The organism is Nonomuraea sp. NPDC049480 (genome assembly GCF_044465905.1).
GTDB lineage: Bacteria > Actinomycetota > Actinomycetes > Streptosporangiales > Streptosporangiaceae > Nonomuraea.
Genome location: NZ_JBITMD010000002.1, coordinates 682,672 through 706,898, shown reverse-complemented (window position 1 = coordinate 706,898; position 24,227 = coordinate 682,672). Strand labels below are relative to the sequence as shown.

At 70.2% G+C, this 24,227-nt stretch carries 18 protein-coding genes; 8 read left to right on the top strand and 10 right to left on the bottom strand.

The features are described 5' to 3' along the window. Positions 1–69: 69 nt before the first annotated feature. The 3 genes from ACIBX3_RS08650 to ACIBX3_RS08640 all read left to right on the top strand — a co-directional run bounded on the left by ACIBX3_RS08650 (position 70) and on the right by ACIBX3_RS08640 (position 4,845). Positions 70–639, top strand: coding sequence for an HhH-GPD-type base excision DNA repair protein (locus ACIBX3_RS08650; protein WP_397114597.1), 570 nt, complete (start codon positions 70–72; stop codon positions 637–639). 217 nt (positions 640–856) lie between these two features. Then, positions 857–2,950, top strand: coding sequence for a SpoIIE family protein phosphatase (locus tag ACIBX3_RS08645; RefSeq protein WP_397114595.1), 2,094 nt, complete (start codon positions 857–859; stop codon positions 2,948–2,950). Positions 2,951–3,192: 242 nt separating this feature from the next. Then, complete coding sequence (locus ACIBX3_RS08640) at positions 3,193–4,845, top strand: RNA polymerase sigma factor (protein ID WP_397114593.1); 1,653 nt, start codon at positions 3,193–3,195, stop codon at positions 4,843–4,845. Positions 4,846–4,913: 68 nt separating this feature from the next. On the opposite strand, the gene ACIBX3_RS08635 is transcribed toward ACIBX3_RS08640, so the two are convergent. Both ACIBX3_RS08635 and ACIBX3_RS08630 read right to left on the bottom strand, forming a co-directional pair. Continuing rightward, positions 4,914–5,651, bottom strand: a complete 738-nt coding sequence (locus tag ACIBX3_RS08635; protein WP_397114591.1) for a YaaA family protein — start codon at positions 5,649–5,651, stop codon at positions 4,914–4,916. 424 nt (positions 5,652–6,075) lie between these two features. Next, on the bottom strand, positions 6,076–6,306 hold the full coding sequence (locus ACIBX3_RS08630; RefSeq protein ID WP_397114589.1) for a hypothetical protein: 231 nt from the start codon (positions 6,304–6,306) through the stop codon (positions 6,076–6,078). Positions 6,307–6,556: 250 nt separating this feature from the next. On the opposite strand from ACIBX3_RS08630, the gene ACIBX3_RS08625 reads away from it, so the two are divergent. Continuing rightward, entirely contained in the window at positions 6,557–8,623 is a 2,067-nt protein-coding gene (locus ACIBX3_RS08625) for a type IIA DNA topoisomerase subunit B (protein ID WP_397114587.1), read from the top strand. 131 nt (positions 8,624–8,754) lie between these two features. Here the strand turns inward: ACIBX3_RS08625 and ACIBX3_RS08620 are convergent, their stop codons facing one another. Further along, the gene (locus tag ACIBX3_RS08620; RefSeq protein WP_397114585.1) at positions 8,755–9,249 is read right to left on the bottom strand and encodes a beta-class carbonic anhydrase; all 495 of its coding nucleotides are present in this window, start codon (positions 9,247–9,249) and stop codon (positions 8,755–8,757) included. Between the two features lie 139 nt (positions 9,250–9,388). On the opposite strand from ACIBX3_RS08620, the gene ACIBX3_RS08615 reads away from it, so the two are divergent. Then, the gene (locus ACIBX3_RS08615) at positions 9,389–9,712 is read left to right on the top strand and encodes a hypothetical protein (RefSeq protein ID WP_397114583.1); all 324 of its coding nucleotides are present in this window, start codon (positions 9,389–9,391) and stop codon (positions 9,710–9,712) included. Between the two features lie 268 nt (positions 9,713–9,980). Here ACIBX3_RS08615 and ACIBX3_RS08610 read toward each other — a convergent pair whose 3' ends face one another. The 5 genes from ACIBX3_RS08610 to ACIBX3_RS08590 form a co-directional block, all read right to left on the bottom strand. After that, on the bottom strand, positions 9,981–10,715 hold the full coding sequence (locus ACIBX3_RS08610; protein ID WP_397114581.1) for a hypothetical protein: 735 nt from the start codon (positions 10,713–10,715) through the stop codon (positions 9,981–9,983). Further along, positions 10,712–11,515: an SAM-dependent methyltransferase gene (locus ACIBX3_RS08605; protein ID WP_397114579.1), complete on the bottom strand. Its 804-nt coding sequence runs from the start codon at positions 11,513–11,515 to the stop codon at positions 10,712–10,714. The genes ACIBX3_RS08610 and ACIBX3_RS08605 overlap by 4 nt, the downstream gene beginning before the upstream one ends. A gap of 51 nt (positions 11,516–11,566) precedes the next feature. Further along, positions 11,567–12,523 (bottom strand): ABC transporter permease, encoded by a 957-nt coding sequence (locus ACIBX3_RS08600; RefSeq protein WP_397114577.1) that lies wholly within the window; start codon positions 12,521–12,523, stop codon positions 11,567–11,569. 99 nt (positions 12,524–12,622) lie between these two features. Continuing rightward, positions 12,623–13,651: a sugar ABC transporter substrate-binding protein gene (locus tag ACIBX3_RS08595; RefSeq protein WP_397114575.1), complete on the bottom strand. Its 1,029-nt coding sequence runs from the start codon at positions 13,649–13,651 to the stop codon at positions 12,623–12,625. 113 nt (positions 13,652–13,764) lie between these two features. Beyond that, entirely contained in the window at positions 13,765–14,328 is a 564-nt protein-coding gene (locus tag ACIBX3_RS08590) for a thioredoxin family protein (protein WP_397114573.1), read from the bottom strand. 62 nt (positions 14,329–14,390) lie between these two features. Here ACIBX3_RS08590 and ACIBX3_RS08585 point away from each other — a divergent pair, with 62 nt between their 5' ends. Further along, entirely contained in the window at positions 14,391–14,762 is a 372-nt protein-coding gene (locus ACIBX3_RS08585) for a VOC family protein (RefSeq protein ID WP_397114571.1), read from the top strand. A 74-nt stretch (positions 14,763–14,836) separates the two neighbouring features. Here the strand turns inward: ACIBX3_RS08585 and ACIBX3_RS08580 are convergent, their stop codons facing one another. Then, on the bottom strand, positions 14,837–17,332 hold the full coding sequence (locus ACIBX3_RS08580) for a DNA topoisomerase (ATP-hydrolyzing) subunit A (RefSeq protein ID WP_397115018.1): 2,496 nt from the start codon (positions 17,330–17,332) through the stop codon (positions 14,837–14,839). A 407-nt stretch (positions 17,333–17,739) separates the two neighbouring features. On the opposite strand from ACIBX3_RS08580, the gene ACIBX3_RS08575 reads away from it, so the two are divergent. Both ACIBX3_RS08575 and ACIBX3_RS08570 read left to right on the top strand, forming a co-directional pair. Next, positions 17,740–18,564, top strand: a complete 825-nt coding sequence (locus ACIBX3_RS08575; RefSeq protein WP_397114569.1) for a TauD/TfdA dioxygenase family protein — start codon at positions 17,740–17,742, stop codon at positions 18,562–18,564. A gap of 223 nt (positions 18,565–18,787) precedes the next feature. Continuing rightward, positions 18,788–20,902: a RecQ family ATP-dependent DNA helicase gene (locus ACIBX3_RS08570; protein ID WP_397114567.1), complete on the top strand. Its 2,115-nt coding sequence runs from the start codon at positions 18,788–18,790 to the stop codon at positions 20,900–20,902. On the opposite strand, the gene ACIBX3_RS08565 is transcribed toward ACIBX3_RS08570, so the two are convergent. Beyond that, positions 20,895–24,221 (bottom strand): ABC transporter substrate-binding protein, encoded by a 3,327-nt coding sequence (locus tag ACIBX3_RS08565; RefSeq protein ID WP_397114565.1) that lies wholly within the window; start codon positions 24,219–24,221, stop codon positions 20,895–20,897. The two genes, ACIBX3_RS08570 and ACIBX3_RS08565, sit on opposite strands and share 8 nt — an antisense overlap. Positions 24,222–24,227 lie beyond the last annotated feature (6 nt).

Sequence of the window (24,227 nt, the reverse complement as noted above, 5' to 3'; positions counted from 1 at the left end):
GGCGAGTGTCAAGCCTCCGCGGAGCCTGTGTTCACTTCACCCGGTGCCCATTCATGCGAAGCTGTCTTCATGCGCATCCAGCTCGCCCAGCGGAGCGAGGCGGACGAGCTCCTCGGCCGGAGCCCGCTCGCCCTGCTCGTCGGCATGCTCCTCGACCAGCAGGTCCCCATGGAGTGGGCGTTCACCGGGCCATACACCATCTCGCAGCGGCTCGGGCACGACCTCACGGCCGCGGAGATAGCCTCGTATGATCCTGAGGCGTTCGCCGCGCTGCTCGCCGAGAAGCCGGCCGTGCACCGCTACCCCAAGTCTATGGCGGCCAGGGTCCAGCAGCTCGCGGCCTATCTGGTCGAGCACTACGACGGACAGCCCGAGAGGATCTGGGCCGACGCCGCGGATGGCAAACAGTTGCTGAAACGACTCATGTCCCTTCCGGGATACGGCAAGCAGAAGGCCCAGATTTTTTTGGCATTGCTGGGGAAGCAGTTGGGGGTCCAGCCGTCAGGCTGGCGTGAAGCAGCCGGAGCCTACGGCGAGGAGGGGTCACACCGATCGGTCGCCGACGTCGTCGACGCCGAGAGCCTGGTCCGCGTACGTGCCGCCAAGCAGGAGGCCAAGCGCGCGACCCAGGCCCAATAGCTGCGCTGTAACCTGATCTTGCTGCGCGACGTGGAGCGATTTTGACAGGATGCGTTGACCTTAGAGGCGACCGGGCCGCGGCGGGGGCTTCCGTCCGCACATGCCCATCGCCGATGATGTACTGCAGAATCCGGTCGCCCGGACCTGTGCTACGCCGATACACGACTATGGAGATGTGCCGCGTGGGAGACCCTGGCACGCGACGGAGGTGCCGACCATGAGCGCCGAGACCTCCGTTCCCCGTCCCCGGGAGTCGGATGTGGACATCTCAGACTCCGCCCTCTTCCAGGGCTTGCTGTCGGAAGCCGAGTTCGCCTTCGCGTTCTTCGACGGCGATGGCCGCGTTCAGCGGGTCAACGACGTGTTCTGCGATGTCGTCGGCGTGCCCGCGGAGCGAATGCTCGGCAGGCAGCCCGTCGAGGTGCTCGCCCCCGACCTCAGCCAGATCATCACCCACGCCGTGCAGGCCGTCGTCGAGACCGACGCGCCGGTCACCGAGGGCCGCGTGCGCGTGCGGTCGGCGGAGGGTGACACCAGGCACTGGTCGCTGTCGTTCTCGCCGGTCCACGACGAGGCGGGCGAGCTGCAGGCCGTCACGCTGGTCGGGCTCGACGTGACCGAGAGCCGCCAGACCGAGGAGGCGCTGCGGCGCAGCGAGGAGCGCTACCGCTCGCTGGTCGAGGCGCAGTCGCAGCTGGTCTGGATCACCTCGCCCACCGGCGCCGTCGTCGAGGACGCCCCGCAGTGGCGCGCCATCACCGGTCAGGGCCTGGAGGAATACCTCGCCAACGGCTGGCTGGAGGTCGTCCACCCCGAGGAGCGCCAGGAGACCGAGGAGGCGTGGCGCGAGGCCCTGCGCGGGCGCACCATGTTCGAGTGGAACTACCGGGTGCGCACCCGGGCCAGCGGCTATCGCCACTTCGAGGTGCGGGCCGTGCCGATCATCAGGCACGGCCGCGTGGTGGAGTGGGTCGGCGCCAACACCGACGTCACGCCGCAGCGTGAGGCCGAGGAGATGCGCGGCCGGCTGACCGACCAGCTCGGCGCCGCCGCCCTGCGCACCGCGCGGCTGCAGGGCGCCACCGCCCAGCTCGCCGAGGCGCTGACGGTCGAGCAGGTGGTGCAGGTCATCATCGACGTGGGCCGCACCGCCCTGGCCGCCGACCGCTCGGCCGTGGCGCTGCTCGACACCGACCGCGCGGCGCTCAAGCTGATCAACGGCGAGGGCATCCCGGAGGCCTCCGGCGCCTACGGCGAGGAGATCCCGCTGTCCAGCTCCAGTGTGATGACCATGGCCGTCAACAGCCGCAGGCCCATGTTCGCCGAGTCGCCCGACAGCCTCAAGGCGCAGCTGCTCGAGGCCGGCGGCGACGAGGAGGTCCTGGCCAACTACCTCGCCCACAGCGACGAGCGGGCCTGGGTCGGGCTGCCGCTGCTGGCCGCCGGACGGGCTTTGGGAGCGCTCCGATTCTCCTTCACCCGGCCGCAGAAGATCTCCCAGGAGGACGGCGTCTTCCTGGAGGCGCTGGCCGGTCAGTGCGCGCTGGCGGTCGAGCGGGCCACGCTGTTCGAGCGCGAGCACCGCACCGCCGAGACGCTCCAGCGCAGCCTGCTGCCCGACCGCCTGCCCGTGGTCAAGGGCCTGGTGCTGGCCCAGCGCTTCCGCTCGGGCAGCCGTCACGTGCAGGTCGGCGGTGACTGGTACGACGCCTTCGTGCTGCAGGACGGGCGGGTCGCGGCGGTCGTCGGCGACGTCATGGGCAAGGGCGTCAAGGCCGCGGCGGGCATGGGACGCATCCGCAACGCCATGCGGGCGCTGGCGCTGACCAACCCGCCGCCCGCGGCCGTGCTCACCGGGCTGGACCGCGTCTTCGAGGCCACCGAAGAGGAAGAGCAGGTCACGACCCTGGCGTACATGGTGGTGGAGCCCGTCACGGGCGAGGGTACGCTGGCACTGGCCGGCCATCCGCCGCCCGTGCTGGTCTCGCCGCAGGGCACGGCGATCCTGTGCGACGCCGAGCCCGGCACTCCGCTAGGCTGGCCGACCAGCCGCAGGCAGTTCCGGTTCGTGGTGCCGCCCGGCCATACCGCCGTGCTCTACTCCGACGGACTCGTGGAGAACAGGAAGCGCGGGCTGGATGCCGGATTGGCAGAGATTTGCAGTGTTGTGACCGAAGCGCCGCCTGAGGTGGTAAGTAGTCCGCATATGTTGCTGGACTTCCTGGTTGACCGGATGCTGTCTGGATATGAACAGGATGATGACGTTACCGCGCTTGCAATTCACGTCCCGCCAGCCACGAAGAGTGACTGAATGAAACAGTCATAACGGTTGCTTTCGGGTATCAGTGCCCCGCTTACGTACGCACTACTGTCTGGGTCGGCCTAGGGTGGAGGTCAACCGCCGGGAGGTGGCCGTATGGAGTGCGGGGTCGTGCCAGAATGCTGTGCAGGTCCGTCGCGGTCCGCACGGCCTCACCGATCTCCGAGAGAGGCAACAGCCCCCCAGCGGGCATCTGGGTCCATTGTCGCCACGCGTTCGTTCGAGAGGTGTTCGTGTCGCCTGCAAGTTCGACTCGCTCGAAGCCACAAGAGCTGAACGAGCCCGTCATTCAGCGACTGCTCGAGCGTGGGCGCTCGCAGGGTTTCCTCGAGTCTGAGGATGTCCGTCAGGCCTTCGAGGAGGCGGACATCCCCATGTCGCACGCCGCCGCGTTCTTGCGGAACCTCAGCAAAGAGGGCGTGACCGTGGTGGTGACCGCCGCGGATTCGGCTGCGCCGAAGAAGTCTCGTGGTCCAGCAAAGCGCCGCACCGCCGCCCCCGTCAAGACCAAGACGGCGGCGGCCGCCAAAGAGCAGCAGCCGGAGACCGTGACCGCGGTCGTCGGCGCGTCTGAAGCCGAGCCGGCCGCCAAGAAGGCGGCCCCTGCGAAGAAGGCCGCCGCACCGGCGGCGAAGAAGGCCGCGGCTCCCGCCGCCGCCAAGAAGGCCGAGCCGAAGAGCGCTGGGCCTGCCGAGACCAAGCCCAAGGCGCCCGAGACCCCACGGGGCGACGGGGACGACGAGGACATCGAGCTCGACGGCGACGTGGAGCTGGAGGACCTCGAGGACATCGTGGTCGACGACGAGGAGATCGTCGTCGTGGAGCCCGAGGCCGAGGGCGACACCGAAGACGACTCCGAGGAGGGGCCCAAGCCCTCCGAGATCGCCGCGGTGGAGAAGACCGAGGACGAGGTCCTCATCCTGTCCGACGACGACGATGACGCCCCGGTCGCGCAGGTCGCCGCCGCCGGCGCCACCGCCGACCCGGTCAAGGACTACCTCAAGCAGATCGGCAAGGTCCCCCTGCTCAACGCCGAGCAGGAGGTCGAGCTGGCCAAGCGCATCGAGGCCGGGCTGTTCGCCGAGGAGCAGCTGGGCGGAGACGAGACCGAGGGCCTGCCGGTCGATGTCCGGGCCGAGCTGGAATGGATTGCCGAGGACGGCCGCCGGGCGAAGAACCACCTGCTGGAGGCCAACCTCCGGCTCGTGGTCTCGCTGGCCAAGCGCTACACCGGCCGCGGCATGCTGTTCCTCGACCTGATCCAGGAAGGCAACCTGGGTCTGATCAGGGCCGTCGAGAAGTTCGACTACACCAAGGGCTACAAGTTCTCCACCTACGCCACGTGGTGGATCCGGCAGGCGATCACGCGTGCCATGGCCGACCAGGCGCGGACCATCCGCATCCCGGTCCACATGGTCGAAGTGATCAACAAGCTGGCCCGCGTCCAGCGGCAGATGCTGCAGGACCTGGGCCGCGAGCCCACGCCGGAAGAGCTGGCCCGCGAGCTGGACATGACGCCCGAGAAGGTCGTCGAGGTCCAGAAGTACGGCCGCGAGCCCATCTCCCTCCACACGCCGCTGGGCGAGGAGGGTGACAGCGAGTTCGGTGACCTCATCGAGGACTCCGAGGCCATCGTCCCGGCCGACGCCGTCAGCTTCACGCTGCTCCAGGAGCAGCTGCACTCCGTTCTCGACACGTTGTCGGAGCGGGAGGCGGGCGTCGTCTCGATGCGCTTCGGTCTCACCGACGGGCAGCCCAAGACGCTGGACGAGATCGGCAAGGTTTACGGGGTGACCCGTGAGCGCATCCGCCAGATCGAGTCCAAGACCATGTCCAAGCTGCGCCACCCGTCCCGGTCCCAGGTGCTTCGCGACTACCTGGACTGAGCACGCACGTCAGCGAGCCCCGCACGGTCCTCCGTGCGGGGCTCGGTGTTTTCCGGCCCGGATCTCCGTCAGGTCAGATTCACGTCCAGGGTCCACTGCCGGGCGGGACGGGGCGGGGGAGTGAGCACGATCGCGTAGCCCAGGTCGGTCAGGAGCTTGGCCAGCTCGTCGGGGGTCTCCGGGGTGGCGTCCTGCCGGAGGAGGGCGCGGGCGATCTCGCCGCGGGTCGCCTTGGCCATGTGGCTGACGACCTTGCCGTCCCTGAACACCCGTACCGTCACCGAGCGCTCGCCCGGCTGCCACGCGCCCGCGTACGTGGCCGAGCGCAGGTCCACCACCAGTCCCGGGATCGCGTCCAGCGCCTTGGTGACCTGAGGGCGCCAGAACGCCGCCAGGCCGCCCAGAGGGGGGAGATTGACGCTCATCGAGAGGCGGTACGGCGGGATCCGGTCGATGATCCGCACCACGCCCCACAGGCCTGAGAAGATCAGGACCGACTCCTCCGCGCGTCTCCTGTCCTCGCCCTCCAGGGTCGCCAGGCCGAGATTGTCGTAGAGGACGCCGGTGTAGAGCTCGGCGGCGGGAAGCGTGGGAGCGGTCTTCAGCGCGGTGTTCTTGGCCAGTTCGCCCGCCAGGCCGGGGGTCAGTCCGAGCACGCCGAGGGCGTCGCGGCGCTTGGAGGCGCGGATGAGCGCGTTCAGCACCCGCTTGCGTGGCCTGTCGAGGGCAGGGAAGGACAGGGCTCCGACGGGCGGGCCGCTGCCTTCCGGCGCCTTGCCCTCCGACGGCGGCAACAGAATCAGCACAGCCACCTACCCTATGGGTGACCTGGGAATGCTCTCCCGCCGGCCACTCCGGGCCGGATGAATTCCGGCCTTCGTCGTCCACGAGGCGGGGTCCGGGGCGCCGCGCGTGGAACCGCGCTTCGGCATCCAGGACCAGGGCGCGTGCACAGGACCGCGGCGCCACAGACGGAATCGTGGCGCCGTGCACAGGGTTTCGCGGGTCACACGCGAGGCGCGGCCCCGGGCGGAGGATCGCTCAGCGCGCGGGTCCGGGCGGCAGGGCGGGGGCCGGTATGGGGCACGGATGGGCAAACGGTGCCTTTGGCGGCGAAGCGGGATGTTTTGCGAGAAACAGGAGCTGGACGCAGGACGGCGACCCCGGGCACGCCCGAGGTCGCCGTCCTGCCAAGCAATATGTGGTTATCTCATCACGACCAGCGCCGGGTCAGCGCTCATCGTTGGGGGCAATGTTTGGTGTCTTGCTGAGCCGAGCCGACTCGTCCAGGATGTCGGCGCCCTTTTCGCGCAGCGCCGCAATGTGCTGACGCCCGTGGTGGGCGCAGAACAGCAGCTCCCCGCCTACAGGCAGGGTTGCGCGAATGTAGGCCTGGGCGCCGCAGCGGTCGCAGCGGTCGAGGGCCGTCAGCGGCTTAACGGGGGCGAGAGCTCCAGTCACGTATCGCCTTTCGGGTCACCCCCGCCGAAGCGAGGATCTGGCGTCAGTCACTTGGAACAACATCTAACCGGACGTGGAGCTTCCCAACCTCCCCGTCTCTACGCCCAGAGCAGAATGTGTCCCAAAGTAATGACGATCAGCCCGTTGGTAACGGCAAACGTGTCGCCATGGCAAGCTTGTACGCGTGCGTATGGGAAGAACGGTAAGCTACGCACACGTGTTCGATGCTAAGGGACCTTGAGGAGCTGGAGTGACGCTAGTGGAGGCGGGTTACACGGCTCGTCACCTGTCGGTGCTTGAGGGCCTCGAGGCCGTACGCAAGCGCCCGGGGATGTACATCGGGTCCACCGACAGCCGCGGACTCATGCACTGCCTCTGGGAGATCGTGGACAACGGCGTCGACGAGGCGCTGGCAGGGCACTGCGACCGCATCGAGGTCGAGCTCTACCCCGACGGCTCCATCGAGGTCCGCGACAACGGCCGGGGCATCCCCGTGGACGTCGAGCCCAAGACCGGCCTGGCGGGCGTGGAGCTCGTCTATACCAAGCTGCACGCCGGCGGAAAGTTCGGCGGCGGCTCCTACGGCGCGTCCGGCGGTCTGCACGGTGTGGGCGCGTCCGTGGTCAACGCCCTGTCCTCGCGGCTCGACGTCGAGGTCGACCGCGACGGCCTGGTCCACGAGATCAGCTTCCGCCGCGGCGTCACCGGGATCTTCGACGGCGACGGGCCCACCGCGAAGTTCAAGAAGAAGTCCGGGCTGCGCATCGGCGCCAAGCTCCCCGCCAAGATCACCGGCACCCGCGTCCGTTTCTGGGCCGACAAGCAGATCTTCCTGCCCGAAGCCGAGGTCTCGCTGGACGAGATCCACGTGCGCCTGCGGCAGACGGCGTTCCTGGTGCCCGGGCTGACCCTGGCCCTCTACGACAGCAGGCTCGAGGAGCGCGTCGAGGAGGAGTTCCGCTTCGACGGCGGCATCTCCGAGTTCACCGAGTTCCTGGCCCGCGACGAGCCCGTCTGCGACGTGCTGCGCCTGCAGGGCGTGGGCCACTTCCACGAGACCGTGCCGGTCCTCGACGACCAGGGCCACATGACGCCCACCGAGGTCCAGCGCGAGCTGAGCGTGGACGTGGCGGTCCGCTGGGGCAAGGGCTACGAGTCCACCGTGCGGTCGTTCGTCAACGTGATCGCCACCCCCAAGGGCGGCACCCACCTGACGGGGTTCGAGCGCGGCCTCGTGCGTACGATCAACGAGCTCCTGCGTGAGACCCGCCTGCTGAAGAACGGCGACGACCCCGTCACCAAGGACGACATCTCCGAAGGATTGACCGGGGTGGTCACGGTCCGGGTGCCCGAGCCGCAGTTCGAGGGGCAGACCAAGGAGGTGCTCGGCACCTCGGCGGCCACCCGCATCGTCTCCCACGTGGTCTCGCGCGAGCTCAAGGAGATCTTCACCAATCCGCCGCGCGGCTACAAGCAGCCGCTGCGGGCCGTTCTCGAGAAGATCGTCGCCGCCGCCAAGGCCCGCATCGCGGCCCGTGAGCACCGCGACAACCAGCGGCGCAAGAGCGCCCTGGAGAGCTCGGCGCTCCCGGCCAAGCTGGTGGACTGCCGCAGCGAAGGCGTGGACCGCAGCGAGCTGTTCATCGTCGAGGGCGACTCGGCGCTGGGCACGGCCAAGCTGGCCCGCGACTCGGAGTTCCAGGCGCTGCTGCCGATCCGCGGCAAGATCCTCAACGTGCAGAAGGCGTCGGTGAGCGACATGCTCAAGAACGCCGAGTGCGCCGCCATCATCCAGGTCGTCGGGGCCGGCTCCGGCCGCTCGTTCGACATCGAGGCCGCCCGCTACGGCAAGGTCATCCTCATGGCCGACGCCGACGTGGACGGCGCGCACATCCGCTGCCTGCTGCTGACCCTCTTCCACCGTTACATGCGGCCGATGGTGGAGGCCGGGCGGGTGTTCGCCGCCGTGCCGCCGCTGCACCGCATCGAGCTCACCAACCCGGGGCGCGGCAAGGAGAAGTACATCTACTGCTACTCCGACGCCGAGCTGCAGAAGGTGCTGCGGGACCTGGAGCGGCGGGGCAAGCGGTGGAAGGACCCGGTGCAGCGCTACAAGGGTCTGGGCGAGATGGACGCCGACCAGCTGGCCGAGACCACGATGGACCCGCGCCACCGGATCCTGCGGCGGGTGCGGATCGAGGACGCCGAGGGTGCCGAGGGCATCTTCAACCTGCTCATGGGGAGCGAGGTGGCGCCGCGGCGGGAGTTCATCGTCAACAGCGCCGCCGAGGTCGACCGCGACCACATCGACGCCTAGAGCCCGCGCCCGGCTCGGCCCTTGCCCGGGGTTCCGCCCGCGGGGTAAGGGCCGCTCAGGGGCTTGTGGAGGCCGTCCAGGGGCAATCCTGAGCCCAGGCTCAGGCCGTCCGCGAACGCCGTATGACGACCTCAGTACTCAGAAGAGGTCAGCAGGCCCGTGCGGACGTCGTAGATGGCGCCGGCCACCGGCATGTCCGCCGGTAGGAACGGGCTGGTCCTGATGCGGGTCAGGTCGTGGCGGAGCGCCTCGTTCTGGTCGGGGACCGTGTGGAACTCCAGGCTGCGGGTGTCGACCCCGCGTGCGCTGGTGAGGGCGTGTACGTCCGGGTCCGTCACCTTGGCCATGCCGCAGTCCGTGTGCGGCATCACGAGCACCCGCTCGACGCCGAGCAGGTAGACGGCCAGGACCAGGGTCCGCAGCACGTCGTCCGTCACGCGGGCCCCCGCGTTGCGGAGGATCTTGGCGTCGCCCGCCTTCAGGCCGAGCAGGCCCAGCGGGTCGATGCGGGAGTCCATGCAGGTCACGACGGCCAGCCCGCGGGCCGCCCGGCCGGTGAGCTCAGAGCTTCCGAAGTCCTTCGCAAACCTAGCGTTGGCGGCATACAGGTCGTCAAACGCACTCATGCCACAGATGATGACGTACGCCCCAAGGTTGATCCCTTTCGGGGTGGCGACTGGCTGGAGTTCGCCAACGTCCCACGCGAGCGCATGACTTTGCGTGATGATGTCGTAGCCGAATGTACGTGATCGAAGAAGGTTAGTCGTGAGTAGGTCCGAATCGCTCGCCGCGTATCTCCGAGCCCAAGCCCGGCGCCGCATCGACCGCGTGGAATCCAATGACGACGGCCGCAACGCCAGATGCGCGCTGGCTCTTCTCGACACCGCCGCCTATGCGGCACGCCTGCCCGAGGACGACCCGCTCATCCTGCTGCTGGACCAGGCGGGCTGCTTCGGGCCGCTCGGGTGCGAGGAGTTCGATCCGGGGGAGGCGGGCACTCGGTTCATCCGGCACTGGCCGGGCGGGGAGCCGCACGAGCTCCTGCTCGCACTCCCGTCCGCCATCGCCTCCACCTCCGCGACCCCATAGTCCGCGAGGTCGTCGATGAGGCCGCCAAGCGGAACGGCGACCGTCACCCGGCCGGCCCCCGTCGCGCGGTCAATCCTTATAGGCCGGTCCACTCGCGGGCCGGCCGTGCTGTCCTGCCGGCTGCTCGCGGGGCGGGCGGGCGACCTGGGGCAGGGGCTGATGTCCGCGCGCGCCGGTGACCCGTTCCCGCGGCGCCGGGGCCTCAGGCGCGGTGGCCGGCGGGAGCCGATCAACGTTGCGCCGGCTTGGCGAACCGGCTCTCGCGGCACTACCCGATCGAGGTGCAGGTAGCGATCCAGGGCCGCCGCATGTCGGGTGTGGTGCATCTCCGGGTCGGCCACGAGGCGGGCCTGCTGGCCTCCGGGCGGGGCTCCTTGATGGCCGCCGCGCGCCCCTGGCCGCCCTTCGGCCGCGCCCGGTACAGGGTCCACCAGTCAGAAGGGTGGTACGTCCCGCGCTCGGCCCTCGCCCCCACCCGGGGGATGTGGCGAGAAATGGGGATGTAGTACCACTGGTAGCCGTCGCGTCCGTCGTCGCAGCGCCCGTCGTCCGTACGGACCCGCGTGCTCGTCCGTACGCAGATCTCGACGCGGTCGGCGTCGTCGGACAGCGCGACCGTGTCCCCGCTGCCACCCTTGTCCGAGACCCGGACCAGGTCGGCGTCAGGCGGCTGGAACGAGCCGGACTTCGCCTTCCGGCCCACCGCCGGGATCTTCGCGTCGATGGCCAGGTAGAACCAGGCATGGCCCTTCTCCGCGTCGTCGCAGGGCCGGTACGCGGTGCGCACCATGGTCTTCTTCCTGACGCAGATCTCCGCGAACGTACGCGGCTCGGCTTCGTCGGGCCACTCCTCGTCGTCGGCGAGGGGATCGTCCTGAGTGCCGTCGTCGGGGAAGCGCGAGGATTCCCAGCCGTCGAGCCCTCCCGGCGAACTGGAACATCCGGCGACGAGAAAAGCGGCGAGGCCCAGGGAAAGGGCGGCGGCGCGTAAGGCGGGGGTCACGGCTTGCGGCCCACGCCCACGTACCACCACTCACTGCCGGCGAGCTCCGTCTCCCACGGTTCGTCCGGGCGCCAGTCAGCCACGTGCGTCACGCCGGGCTCGATCACGTCGAAGCCGTCGAACATGCGCGCGACCGCCTCGCGGCTGCGGTGGATCAGCGGCGCGTCCGCCTTGTCGTACACCTCGCGGGCGGCCATCCCCACCTCCGGGTGGGCGTCGTCGGTGAGGTGGGAGATCATCAGGAAGCTCTCCGGCGCCATCCGCTCGCGGAACGTGGCCACCACGTCCCACGGGTCCTCCCTGTCGGTCAGGCAGTGCAGCACGCCGAGGAAGACCACGCCCACCGGCTCGCTGAAGTCGATCAGCCGCTTGGTCTCGGGGTCGTCGAGGATCGTCATAGGCTCGCGCACGTCGGCCTGCACGATCGTGATGTTCGTGTCGGTGCCGGCCAGCAGCGCGCGGGCGTGCACGATCACCACGGGGTCGTAGTCCGCGTAGACGATGCGGGCGTCCCGGTGCACCTGGCGGGCGACCTCGTGGACGTTGTTCTGGTTGGGCAGGCCGGTGCCCAGATCGAGGAACTGGCGGATGCCCTGCCGCGCGGCGTGCCGGACGGCCCGGCCCAGAAAGCGGCGGTTGGCCAGGCAGATCTCCCTGCTCGGCCCCAGTGCCATGATCTTCTCGGCCGCCTCCCGATCCGCCGCGAAGTTGTCCTTGCCGCCGAGGTAGTAGTCGTACATGCGCGCGGCGTTAGGGATGTTGGGATTGATCCCCTTGGGAACGCGCGAGGGGTTACTCATCTCGGCCCTTCGGACTAGGCACCGCAAACTGCTTAAGCCCAGATGTTAACGTCACGGTAAGGAGCTAGTAGATCTTTTTCCGTGCCTGAGGGCGTAATCGAGACTCACGGCCGCGAGGATGAGCGTTCCCTCGACGATCGGCCGGTAGGTGGCGTTCCAGCCGAGCAGGTTGAACCCGTTGCCGATGAGCGTCAGGATCAGCACGCCCACCATTCCGCGCCAGACCGCGCCCTGCCCGCCGAGGATGCTCGTGCCGCCGATCACGGCCGCCGCGATGGCCGTCAGCTCCAGCAGCGTCCCCATGTCGGACTGGGCCGAGCCACCCCGCGCGGCCAGCACGAGGCCGGCCAGCGCGGCGCAGATCCCGCTGACGGCGAACACCCCGACGCGGATCGAGCGCACGCCGATCCCCGACAGCCAGGCCGCCGTGGGATTGCCACCGACCGCGTACACGCGCCGCCCGAACGTCGTGCGCGCCAGCGCCGCCGACGTCACCACGGCCACGGCGAGCAGCAACAGGGACGAGCCGGTGACGCCGCCGAGTACGGTCGGCCAGCTCAGCGACTGGAAGCTCTCCAGCCGCTCCGGCCCCGGATAGACGATCGCGCCACCGGTGATCACGAGCGCCAGGCCGCGGTGCACGATGCTGAGCGCGAGCGTGGCGATGAACGAATGAACCCGCGTCACCACCACGACCACGCCGTTGAGCGTGCCGAGCAGGCCGCCCGTCGCGACCGCGGCCGCGTACCCGAGAGGGACGCCGGCGCGCTCGGTGACGACCACGGCCACGATGGCGCTGACCGCGAGCACCGCGCTCGCCGACAGGTCGAACACGCCGCAGATCACGCAGATCGTCATCCCGCAGGTGAGCAGTCCGACGACGACGGCCTGGTCGAGCAGGTTGACGAGGTTCCCCGGGGTCAGGAACGTGTCCGTGGACAGCGACAGCGCCGCCACGAGCGTGGCCACGGCCAGGACGATCCCGTAGTCGCGCAGGCGGGCGGTCATCGGGGTTCCTTCCGTGGGGCTCCTTACGCGTGGTGCGGGCGTAGCCATCCGTCCTCTGAAGCGCTTCCTGGCGGGGGCGGGTTCCGGGCGGGGAACCCCTTACTCGTCGTATTCGCCGGTGACTTGGGCCAGAGCGTCCTTGGTGCCCATGCTCGTGCCGGGCTCGACGTCGGTCATGACGTTCGTGGGCGGCACCTGCTTGCCGAGGGCCTTGTTCAGGCCCAGCTCGGCGGCCTTCGCGCCGAGGGTCTTGACCGGCAGGTAGTACGCGGCGAACCAGCGCCCCTCCTGGACGGCCTTGACGGTCTGGCGGGAGGCGCCGTTGGCGACGTACATGATGTCCTTGCCCTTGGCCACCGCCTCGGCTCCGAGTACGGCCTGGGACGCGCCGATGATCACGTCGATGCCGGGCTCCTTCTGGAGCACGTCCTGCATGGCCTTGCGGCCGCTCTCCTGCGTGTAGCCGCCCTCGACCTGGGCCTTCACCTGTATGCCTGGCGCGGACCTGAGCGCGCCGACGGCCGCCTGGGTGCGGGCGTTGTCCAGCGGCAGCGCCTTGAGTCCCTCCAGGTAGCCGACCTCGCAGGGGTCGAGCTTCTTGCTCTGGCACGCCTGGACGGCCAGCTTGGCGAGGCCTTCGCCGTTCAGCGTGGGCACGTCGATCAGCGTGATCGTGCCGTCCACCTGGGGATCGGCGGTGTCGTACCGGGTGCCGACCGGGGTGAAGTGCACGACGACCGAGATCCCGGCCTGTACGGCGGAGCGGATCGCCGGGACCACGGCCGCGCCGTCGTTGGCCTGCACGACGAACACGTCGAACCGCTTGGCCGTCACCGCGTCCTGGAGCTGCTGGACCTGCGCCTGGGCGTCGAAGTTGGGGTCGAGGAACTCTGCCGTGGCGTTGTTGGCCTTGGCGTACTCCTCGACCCCGGCGAACGTGGCGGCCGCGAACGAGTTGGCCTTGGCGAAACCGAAGAATCCGATGCGTTTCCGCCCGCCCGAGGCCGCGGCCGACCCGGTGGCCGACGTCGTGCCGCTGGGCTGGGCGCCGCCCGCGCCGGGGTTGACGCAGCCGGCGGCCAGGAGGGCCACGGCGGCGAGGGCGGGTGACGCAGTCCATCGGACCATCTCGGTCTCCTTCGCATCGTCGTCGACAGGCGCGGGGACCCCGCGGCAAAGGGGGTGTGCCGGGACTTTCGTGCCTGTGATCATAGAGAGGCGATGCGGATGAGACTCCTGTTTCAGGCGGGTTCGTTCCCCGGCTTCCACTTGATGCTGCAGCCGAGCGACGGGTTCTGCTCCGCGGGCACCTCGTCGCCCTCCAGCAGGGCGTTGATGGCCGCCCGCAGGGACGAGCCGGTCACCGGCACAGAGCTCCCGGGGCGTGAGCCGTCGAACTCACCCCGGTAGACGAGCTTGAGGCGGGAGTCGTACAGGAAGAAGTCCGGCGTGCACGCCGCCTTGTACGCCTTGGCCACCTCCTGGGTGTCGTCCAGCAGGTACGGGAAGGTGAACCCGGCCCTGGCGGCCTGCTCGGCGAGGTGTGTGGGATCGTCGTCGGGGTAGTTCACGCTGTCGTTGCTGCAGATGGCGACGATCGAAAGTCTGGCGCCGTAGTCCGCGGCCAGCGCGCCGAGGCCCTTCTCGAGGTGCCGCACGTAGGGGCAGTGGTTGGAGAGGAAGGCCACGAGTGTGGCGGGGGAGTCCTTGAGATCTCCCAGCGAGACGCTGCCGCCGTTGATGGCGGTGAGGTCGAAGTCGGGCGCGGGAGTGCCGAGCGGGACCATGAACGAGTTGACAGCCATGGCACCATTTTCGTCCGCGGACGGACCGGCCAAACGAGTCTCCACAGTCTCAGAGGTGAAAGATGAGCGGCATCGCGGAGTTCCGTAGCGTCGTCCTCGACACTCCCGACCCCAAGGGGCTGGCCGAGTTCTACTCGCGGCTGCTCGGCTGGCCTGTCACGTCGGTCGAGGACGACTGGGTGGTGGTGAGCGACGGCGGGCCGCCCAGGCGCCTGGCGTTCCAGCTGGCGCCGGATTTCCGCCGGCCGACCTGGCCAGGACCGGAGCGGCCGCAGCAGCTCCACCTGGATCTTCATGTGGACGACCTCGACGAGGCGGAGAAGCGGGCGCTGGAGATCGGCGCCGTCAAGCACGAACATCAGCCCAGCCCGGACGACAGCTTCCGGGTGTTCCTCGACCCGGCCGGGCATACGTTCTGCCTGTGCAGGGACTGACCCCGCGCTCGGCGGGGCCAGCCATCTACCAGGTTAGCGAGCCCCGGTGGTGAACCGGAGGCCCGGGCGGCGCGTCAGAGGGACGTCTGCTCGTCGCCGGGCGGTGACGGCGCAGGCGACGGGCCAGAGGCGAGGCCTCCGCCGACGGCGCCGATCGTGTGGGTCAGGCGGAGACCCGACCCGTCCCGCCGTCCCAGCTCCTCCGGCAGCGGCACCGGCTTGCCCACCGCCGACACCGCCTTGGCCGGCGCGGGACCCGCCCACGCCAGCAGCAACTCGTCCTCGCCCTTCAGGAATCGCTGCGCCCGCACCCCACCGGTCGCCCGCCCCTTGGCCGGGAACTCGGCGTAGTCGGACACCTTGCCGCCGCCGATCTGCGTCCCCGGCAGCGCCGTGGACGAGCCGGCGATCGTGACCACGTGCGCGGGCCGATCGGGATCGACCACGCCGAACCAGATCACCCGGGACCCGCCGTCCAGCCGGATGCCGGCCATGCCGCCCGCCGGCCGCCCCTGAGGCCGCACCACCGAGGCCGGGTAACGCAGCAGCTGCGCATCGGAGGAGATGAACACCAGATCGTGCGACTCCGACTCCAGCTCGACGGCGCCCACCACGGTGTCGCCGTCCTTCAGGGTGATCACTTCGAAGTCGTCGCGGTTGGCCGGGTAGTCGGGCACCACCCGTTTGACCACGCCTTGCGCCGTGCCGAGCGCCAGCCCCGGCCCGTCGGGATCGAGCGATCCCAGGCCGACGACCCTCTCGTCGGGCTGCAGCGAGACGTATTCGGAGACCGGATGGCCGCCCGACAGCGACGGCGGGTTGGCCGTGGGCGGCAGCGTCGGCAGGTCCACGACCTGGACGCGGATCAGCCGGCCCAGCGACGTGACCACGCCGACCTCGCCGCGTACGGACGTGCGTACCGCGGAGACCAGCACGTCATGGGCGGCGCGCTCGCCCTCGCCCGGCAGCGGCGTGGCGTCGGAGGTGCGGGCCAGCAGGCCGGTCGACGACAGCAGCGCCAGGCACGGGTCGTCGGCGACCTGGAGCGACACCACCGGAGCGCGGCTGAGGTCGGCCGACTCCAGCAGGATGGTGCGGCGCGGCGTGGCGTACTTCTTGGCCACGTCGGCCAGCTCGCCGGAGACGACCTGGCGCAGCCTGGCCTCCGAGGAAAGGATCTCGGTCAGCTGGGCGATCTCGTCGGTCAGCGTCTCCTTCTCCCGGTCGAGCTCCAGCTTGTCGTAGCGGGTCAGGCGGCGCAGCGGCGTGTCCAGGATGTACGCGGCCTGGATCTCGGTCAGGTCGAACACGTCCATCAACCGCGTCCGCGCCTGCGCGGAGTCGTCGGAGGCACGGATGACCTGGATGACCTCGTCGATGTTGAGCAGCGCGATGATCAGGCCGTCGACCAGGTGCAGGCGCTCCTCGCGCTTGCGGCGGCGGTACTCCGACCTGCGGCGCACGACCTCCACCCGGTGGTCGACGTAGACCTGGAGCAGCTCGCGCAGCCCGAGCGTGCGCGGCTCGCCGTCGACGAGGGCGACGTTGTTGATGCCGAACGTCTCCTCCATCGGCGTCAGCCGGTAGAGCTCCTCCAGGACGGCTTCGGGGATGAAGCCGTTCTTGATCTCGATGACCAGCATCAGGCCCTTGTGCCGGTCGGTGAGGTCTTTGAGGTCGGCGATGCCCTGGAGCTTCTTGGCGTTCACCAGCTCCTTGATCTTGGTGACCACGCGCTCGGGGCCGACGTTGTAGGGCAGCTCGGTGACGATGATGCCCTTGCGGCGCGGGGTGATCTGCTCGACGGTGCACTTGGCCCGCATGCGGAAGGTGCCACGCCCGGTCTCGTAAGCGTCCCGCACGCCCTGCAGTCCGATGATCATGCCGCCGGTCGGCAGGTCCGGACCCGGCACGAACCTCATCAGCTCGTCGAGCGTCGCGTCCGGCTTCTTGATCAGGTGCCGGGCGGCGGCCACGACCTCGGTGAGGTTGTGCGGCGCCATGTTGGTCGCCATGCCGACCGCGATGCCGCTCGTGCCGTTGACGAGCAGGTTGGGGAACGCCGACGGCATGACGACCGGTTCGGTCTCCTGCCCGTCGTAGTTGGGCTTGAAGTCGACCGTCTCCTCGTCGATCGACTCGACCATGAGCATGGCCGCCGGGGCCAGCCTGGCCTCGGTGTACCGCATCGCGGCGGGCAGGTCGTCGGGCGAGCCGAAGTTGCCGTGGCCGTCCACGAGCGGCAGCCGCATGGAGAACGGCTGCGCCAGCCGCACCAGGGCGTCGTAGATCGCGGAGTCGCCGTGCGGGTGCAGCTTGCCCATGACGTCGCCGACGACGCGCGAGGACTTGACGTGCCCGCGGTCGGGACGCAGGCCCATCTCGCTCATCGAATAGAGGATGCGCCGCTGCACGGGCTTGAGGCCGTCACGCGCGTCGGGCAGTGCCCGCTGGTAGATCACCGAGTAGGCGTACTCGAGAAAGCTCGTGCGCATTTCGGAGGAGACGTCGATATCGACGATCCGCTCCTCGAAATCCTCAGGCGGGGGTGCAGTCGTACGTCGGGCCATCGTGTGCTGCGCGGCTGCCTCGGCCGTCGCGCCGAGGGGGAAGCGCATCCTCCTTCTGTTCTTGTGCTGTAACCGTATCCGTCAGCTCGCCGAAGTAGCGCCAGATCGGCGTGTGAGGCAGGGGACCGGGGTTGGTTCCGGCTTGTATGCCCCTGGAGATGATGACACGAGCCAGATCCCCTTATCTCCCCTTGTTCCTGTCCGGCGCCCGTGTCGCCCGGACGCCGGTCGCCGTCCGTATTCACGTGCTCTCGATGACGTCGTCTCCGGGACCCGGATACTACTCGATGTCACCCACTTCTCGCAGATTTGTTCGACCGGGATGTGGAGCCGGCGAGGTGCTTGACCAAGCAATTGCTTGGGTCGTACGTTCGGAACGTGGGTTCCCCGCTGTCTCCGGAGGCGTCATGATCGAGTTCCATCCCGTGACCAAGCACATCGGCGCCGAGGTCACCGGGGTCGATCTCCGCAAGCCGCTGTCGCAGGAAGAGGTCGCGACCCTGCGGCAAGGCTGGCTCAAGCACCTCGTGCTGTTCTTCCGTGACCAGAACATCGACGACGAGCAGCATCTGCAGTTCGCCCTGAACTTCGGCACGCTCAATCACCCGGCCTTCAAGAAGGACGCCGGCAGCCCCATCCACGTGCTCGACCAGACCGCGCCCAAGGGCGAGGGCGCCGACGAGTGGCACAGCGACAACACCTTCGAGCCCACCCCGCCGATGGGCTCACTGCTGCGCTGTGTCCAGCTGCCCAGCGTGGGCGGCGACACATGCTGGGCGAACACGTATCTGGCGTACGAGAGGCTCTCGCCGCCGTTGCAGCGGCTGTGCGACGAGCTGACGGCCGTGCACGACATCACGATGTCGATGAAGAAGGCGATCGCGAAGGGCCACCCGTTCGATCTGGCCGAGATCCAGGCCAAGTGGCCGCCGATCGAGCGCCCGGTGGTGCGGGTGCACGCGGAGACGGGCAGGAAGGCCCTCTTCGTGAACCGCTCCTCGACGACCCGCCTGGTCGGCCTGTCGGACCGCGAGAACGAGGCGCTGCTGCCGCTGCTGATCGACCACATCCGCTCGCCCGAGTTCCAGTGCCGCCTCCGGTGGCGGCCCGGCACGATGGCCTTCTGGGACAACCGGCCGACGCAGCACTACGCGGTGGCTGACTACACCGAACGGCGCCGCATGCACCGGGTCACGATCAACGCCTTCCCCGAGCACAGCGACCCCGCCTGATCGGCCCGCGGTTCACCACGTGAGCGGCCCACAGGGCGCTCCGTCACGGCGGCCCGCCACTGAAGGGGTCAGAGGCCGTGTTCCTGGAAGGCCCTCAGCCGTAGTGCGGCGGGTGGCGGCCCGCTCGGCGGCGCCGTACGGGATGGGGCTGGAAGGAGGGCGCGCCGATCGCGGCGGGAAAGCCGGCGACGCCTTGAGGCGGGAAAGCTGGTAACAAGGAGGCATGATTGATGCCCCCGATGCCACCGCGCTCCGCGAAGAGGCCGAGGAACGACTCCGCGCGCTGGCCGGCGAGCACGCCGTGCTCCGCGACGACCAGTGGGCCGCCATCGAGGCGCTGGTCGTGGACCGGCGACGGGTGCTCGTCGTGCAGCGCACCGGCTGGGGCAAGTCGGCCGTCTACTTCGTGGCCACCGCGCTCCTGCGCGAGCTGGGCGAGGGCCCCACGGTCATCGTCTCGCCGCTGCTGGCGCTGATGCGCAACCAGATCGCCGCAGCCGAGCGCGCCGGCATCAGGGCCGTCACGATCAACTCCGCCAACCCGGAGGCGTGGGAGGAGGTCTACGGCCAGGTCGCCGACGGCATGGTGGACGTGCTGCTGGTCAGCCCCGAGCGGCTCAACAACCCCGACTTCCGCGACAACGTGCTGCCCGAGCTGGCCGAGAGCGCCGGGCTCGTGGTGGTCGACGAGGCACACTGCATCTCCGACTGGGGCCACGACTTCAGGCCCGACTACCGCAGGCTGGCCAGGTTGTTCGAGGACCTGCCGCCGGGCATCCCGGTCCTGGCCACCACCGCCACGGCCAACGCCCGCGTCACCCGCGACGTGGCCGAGCAGATGCGCCTGCCCGCCGAGCTGCGGCCCGACGGGGAGGACACGCTGGTGCTGCGCGGGGCGCTGGAGCGCGAGAGCCTGCACCTGTCCGTCGTCCGCCTGCCCACGGCCGAGCAGCGGCTGGCCTGGCTGGCCCAGACGCTGCGCGAGCTGCCCGGCTCCGGCATCGTCTACACGCTGACCGTGGCCGCCGCCCACGAGATCGCCGGCTACCTGCGCGAGCAGGGGCACGAGGTGGCCGCCTACTCCGGCCAGACCGACCCGGCCGAGCGGCTGGCGGCCGAGGATGCGCTGCTCAACAACAAGATCAAGGCGCTGGTGGCGACGAGCGCGCTGGGGATGGGGTTCGACAAGCCGGACCTGGGGTTCGTCGTGCACGTGGGCGCGCCGCAGTCGCCGGTCGCCTACTACCAGCAGGTCGGCCGGGCCGGGCGCGGCGTGGAGCGGGCCGAGGTCATCCTGCTGCCCGGCACGGAGGACCGCGACATCTGGGCCTATTTCGCCTCGCTCGCCTTCCCGCCCGAGCCCGTCGTCCGCACCACTCTCCAGACACTCGAGGAGCGCGGCGTCATGTCGACCCCGGCCCTCGAGACCGCCGTCGACCTGAGCCGCAGCCGCCTGGAGATGATGCTCAAGGTCCTCGACGTGGACGGCGCCGTACGCCGGGTCAAGGGCGGCTGGGAGGCCACCGGGGAGCCGTGGGCCTACGACACCGAGCGCTACACCCGCATCGCCGCCGAACGCAGGGCCGAGCAGGAGGCCATGCTGGGCTACCTCACCACGACCGAGTGCCGGGAGGAATATCTCCGCAGGCATCTCGACGACGAGGCCGCCAAGCCGTGCGGCCGGTGCGACAACTGCACCGGGCGGCACCGCTCGCCGGAGATCGGCGCGCAGGCCGTCGAAGCCGCCCGCGAGCGGCTGAGCAGGCCCGGCGTCGAGATCGAGGCCCGCAGGCAGTGGCCGACCGGCCTGCCCGACCTGTCCGGGCGGATCAAGCCCGAGCTGGGCGCCGAGCCCGGCAGGGCGCTCGGGCGGCTGACCGACATCGGGTGGGGCAACCGGCTGCGGGAGCTGTTCAACGGCGACGACGGGCCCGTGGCCGACGACATGTTCAAGGCCGTGATCCAGGTGCTGTCGGCGTGGGACTGGCGCGAGCGGCCCGTGGCCGTGGTCAGCGTGCCGTCCACGACGCGGCCGGCGCTGGTGCGCTCGTTCGCCGAGCGGCTGGCGCAGGTCGGGCGGCTGTCCTATCTGGGAGAGCTCGGCTACCGGGCGGGCTCGCCCGGGCAGCAGTTCAACAGCGCCAAGCGGGTGCAGGCGATCAGGGGCACGCTGGCCATGCCCAAGGACCTGAGCGCGGCCATCGCGAGCTGTGGCGGGCCGGTGCTGCTCGTGGACGACCGCGTGGACACCGGGTGGACGATGACGCTGGCGGCGGCGCTGATACGCCACGCGGGCGCCCCCGCCGTGCTGCCGCTGGCCCTGGCGACCGTCAGCTGACGACGCCCATCGTCAGCAGGTCGTACTCGCCGTAGACCGGGCTGACGTGGACATTGGTGGCGTGCTTCCCGCGCAGGAGCAACCGGGTATGCCACGACAGCGGCACCAGCACCGCCTCCTCGGCGAGCCGCCGCTCCACCTGTGTCCACAACTCGGCCCGCTGTGCGGCGTCCGGCTCGGTCCTGGCCCGATCCATGAGGTCGTCGATGGCGTCGACGCGGACGCTCACGTTGATCGACGACTCCTCGGTGATCTCCCTGCTGTCCGCGATCAACGCCAGGAACGCGTCCGGATCCGGCCAGTCCGGCCCCCAGGTCTTGGCGATCAGGCCGATCCCGTTCTTCTTGAGATAGGCGGGGTTGCCGCCCTGATCCTTGTGGAAGTTCAGGACGGGAGCCGCCCGCAGGGTGAGCTTGATGCCCACCTCGGCCAGCGCGGCCTTGACGGTCTCCGCCGCCTGCTTCTCAGAGGGGACGTCCCGGTACAGGTACGTGGCCGCGAATCCGGACGCGCGCCCGCACGCGGCCAGTGAATCCTTGGCGGCCTGCCGGTCGCCGCCCGGCTTGAGGTTCGGGTCGGCGTGCCGGCGGCCGGCGATCACCGGCGGCAGCAGCGACGTGGGCACCGGGACATCGGTCACGTCGGTCCCGTAGGGGCGGCGCAGGGCGTTCAGGTCGAGCGCCCGCACCACGGCGCGCCGGCACTCCACGTCGTCGAACGGCGGCACCTGCGGATTGATCGCCAGGACGTGCACGAGCCCGGTCACCGGCGCGTCCGCCCGCTCCTTGAGCGCCGGGTCACCGAGCACCCCGCTCATCCCTCCCGGCAGATAGGAGGGGCCGACCTCGGCCTCGCCGGTGCGCAGCCGCCGCTCCGCCTCTCGCTGCTCCACGCTGTACGCGACCTCGTAGCGCGCGGGGAGCGGCCTGCGGTTGGGGTCCGTCGCCGCGTCCCACTGCTGGTTGCGCACCAGGACGATCGCGCGGTCGGTCACGCTCTCCAGCTTGTACGGCCCGGACGCGACCACGCTCTTGCCGTAGTCGCCCCGCGTGTCCTTGGCCGCCGGGACGGGGATCGTCTCCGGCAGCTGGACGACGTTGTCGAACGCCGCGTACGGCTTCTTGAGGTGGAAGATGATCGTTTCGTCGTCGGGTACCTCGATGGCCGAGTCCGTGTTCACGTCCGCCGACCTGTAGGCGCCCTGGTAGCCGGAGGGAAGGTCCAGCATCAGGTCGAAGTAGCTCGACCCGGAGACGAAATCGGGGTCCATGCTGCGCAGGATCGCGTGTTTCACGTCGTGCGCGGTGATCAGCGTGCCGTCCTCGTACCGCAACCCGTCCCGCAGCCTGTACGTCCACGTCCGGCCGCCGTCACTCGGCACCCCCAGAGACTCGGCCAGGTCCGGCACCACCTGCGTGCCCGCGGTGCCCGGCACCGTGCGGAACATCGTCAGCGTGCGTCCGTAGAGCCTGACCAGGTTGAGCGAGTCCGGCAGGTACATGTCGCCCGGGTCGGCGGACTCCGGTGACAACGCCGACACGACGCGCAGCGTGCCGCCCTCCCTGGCAGAGGGGCTGACGACCGTGGCCACGGCCGCGCCGAACCCGGCGATCGGGAAGGACGACATGGGGGCGGTCGTGGATGTCGGGCCCACCGCGATCGGCGGGCTGAGCTGGGCGACCAGCCACACGACGACGCCGACCGCCAACGTGACGGCCGCGGCCCCGGCCGTCGCGCGCACCCTGGGCCGCCGTCGCCGCCCCGACGGGTCCGTCGTGACGCCGAGCCGGCGCGGCGACATGGGCCATCCCGGCGAGGCACGGCCATGGGCCGGCGCGTGCGGTCCGCTCACGGGCTGTTCCGGATACGGGATGCGCCGTCCGCCGTCCCCCCGCTCTCCGCCACCCACACCAGGCATCACACCCGCCTGGCCGGCCCCCGCCGCACCATGGGCCTGGGACCGGACGTCGCTCGTCGCGTCGGGTGCCGTGCCTTGGGCGCCGGCCGCCACGTCGTACGCCTCGGCCTGGAGGGCGCCTGCGGTGTCGTGCGCTTCGGCCTGGAGGTGGTCTGCGGTGTCGTGTGCCTCCGCCGGGGAGTCGCCTGCCGGATACGGCGCCTGACCTTGGGCGTCCCGTGCCGCCCGCCGAGGCTCTTCCCGAGAGCCGTCCGTCGCCGGCGCGGCGGGACCCGTCGGAGGTGTGGCCGGGGCCGAGGGCGTGGCCGGCGGCCCGGAGCCGGCGGGCCGGGCGCCGGGCACGGGGTGGGCTCCCGAAGTGGAAGGCTCGGGTGATCCGGCCTGCGGCTCTGAGGAAGGGGAGCCATGCGGTCCGGTCGGGCCCGAGCCGAGAGGGCGAGCGGAGACGGGCGGTGGCGGTGCCGTCTCCCGCAGGGCGGCCGGAGGCGGCGGAGGGTCGCTGTGCTGAAGGCCGGATGGTGGCGGAGGGGCGTTCTGGCGAACGGCGGGCGGCGGGGCCGAGGGCGCGAGCCGGCGGGACGATGTGGGCGGGGTCGTGCCTGCGCGGATCAGGTCGCTGATCAGTTGGCCGGCCGTCGGGCGGTAGTGGGGATCCTTGGCCAAGCAGGCCCACAGGAGAGGAGCCAGCTCCGGCGGCACACCGGATAAGTCCGGATCAAGGTGCAGAATCCGGTGCATCAGAACCGGCAGCGGCCCCAGCCCGAACGCCCCCCGCCCGGTCGCCGCGAACACCATCGTCCCCGCCCACGCGAACACGTCTCCAGCCGGCAGCGCCTCGCCGAGGAACTGCTCGGGCGCCATGAACGCCGGCGTCCCCACGATGCTGGTCGTCAGGCTCTGGCTCAGGTCCAGAGCCCGCGCGATCCCGAAGTCGATCACCCGGGGTCCGTCCGGCCCGAGCAGCACGTTGCTGGGCTTGAAGTCCCGGTGCACCACACCGGCCCCGTGAATGGCGACCAGCGCCGTGGCCGTCGTGATCGCCAGCCGCATCAGCGACGGCCCGCGCACCGGCTCCTCGCGGGTGACCTGGTACTGCAGGGAGGGCCCGTCGACGTACTCGCTCACGATGTACGGCTGGTCGTTGACGGTCCCGACCTCCAGCACGCGCGCTGTGCAGAACTCCGCCACCCGCCGCGCCGCCGCGGCCTCCCGGCGGAAGCGGCGCACCGCGTGCTCGTCGTCGGCGAATCTGGCGTGCAGCAGCTTGATGGCGACCTGCTCGCCGCCGGGGGAGACGCCCAAGTAGACGCTTCCCTGGCCGCCCTCGCCGAGGAACCCCGTGACCTTGTAGGAGCCGACCGACGGTGGGTCGCCTGGCCGTAACGGACGCACGCCCCGCATGCGCCT

Bases quoted from the DNA above. Each gene is read 5' to 3' on its own strand.
- ACIBX3_RS08580 (WP_397115018.1), bottom strand. From the start codon at position 17,332: ATGGCCCGACGTACGACTGCACCCCCGCCTGAGGATTTCGAGGAGCGG.
- ACIBX3_RS08575 (WP_397114569.1), top strand. From the start codon at position 17,740: ATGATCGAGTTCCATCCCGTGACCAAGCACATCGGCGCCGAGGTCACC.
- ACIBX3_RS08590 (WP_397114573.1), bottom strand. From the start codon at position 14,328: ATGGCTGTCAACTCGTTCATGGTCCCGCTCGGCACTCCCGCGCCCGAC.
- ACIBX3_RS08585 (WP_397114571.1), top strand. From the start codon at position 14,391: ATGAGCGGCATCGCGGAGTTCCGTAGCGTCGTCCTCGACACTCCCGAC.
- ACIBX3_RS08650 (WP_397114597.1), top strand. From the start codon at position 70: ATGCGCATCCAGCTCGCCCAGCGGAGCGAGGCGGACGAGCTCCTCGGC.
- ACIBX3_RS08645 (WP_397114595.1), top strand. From the start codon at position 857: ATGAGCGCCGAGACCTCCGTTCCCCGTCCCCGGGAGTCGGATGTGGAC.
- ACIBX3_RS08600 (WP_397114577.1), bottom strand. From the start codon at position 12,523: ATGACCGCCCGCCTGCGCGACTACGGGATCGTCCTGGCCGTGGCCACG.
- ACIBX3_RS08620 (WP_397114585.1), bottom strand. From the start codon at position 9,249: ATGAGTGCGTTTGACGACCTGTATGCCGCCAACGCTAGGTTTGCGAAG.
- ACIBX3_RS08595 (WP_397114575.1), bottom strand. From the start codon at position 13,651: ATGGTCCGATGGACTGCGTCACCCGCCCTCGCCGCCGTGGCCCTCCTG.
- ACIBX3_RS08605 (WP_397114579.1), bottom strand. From the start codon at position 11,515: ATGAGTAACCCCTCGCGCGTTCCCAAGGGGATCAATCCCAACATCCCT.
- ACIBX3_RS08570 (WP_397114567.1), top strand. From the start codon at position 18,788: ATGATTGATGCCCCCGATGCCACCGCGCTCCGCGAAGAGGCCGAGGAA.
- ACIBX3_RS08565 (WP_397114565.1), bottom strand. From the start codon at position 24,221: ATGCGGGGCGTGCGTCCGTTACGGCCAGGCGACCCACCGTCGGTCGGC.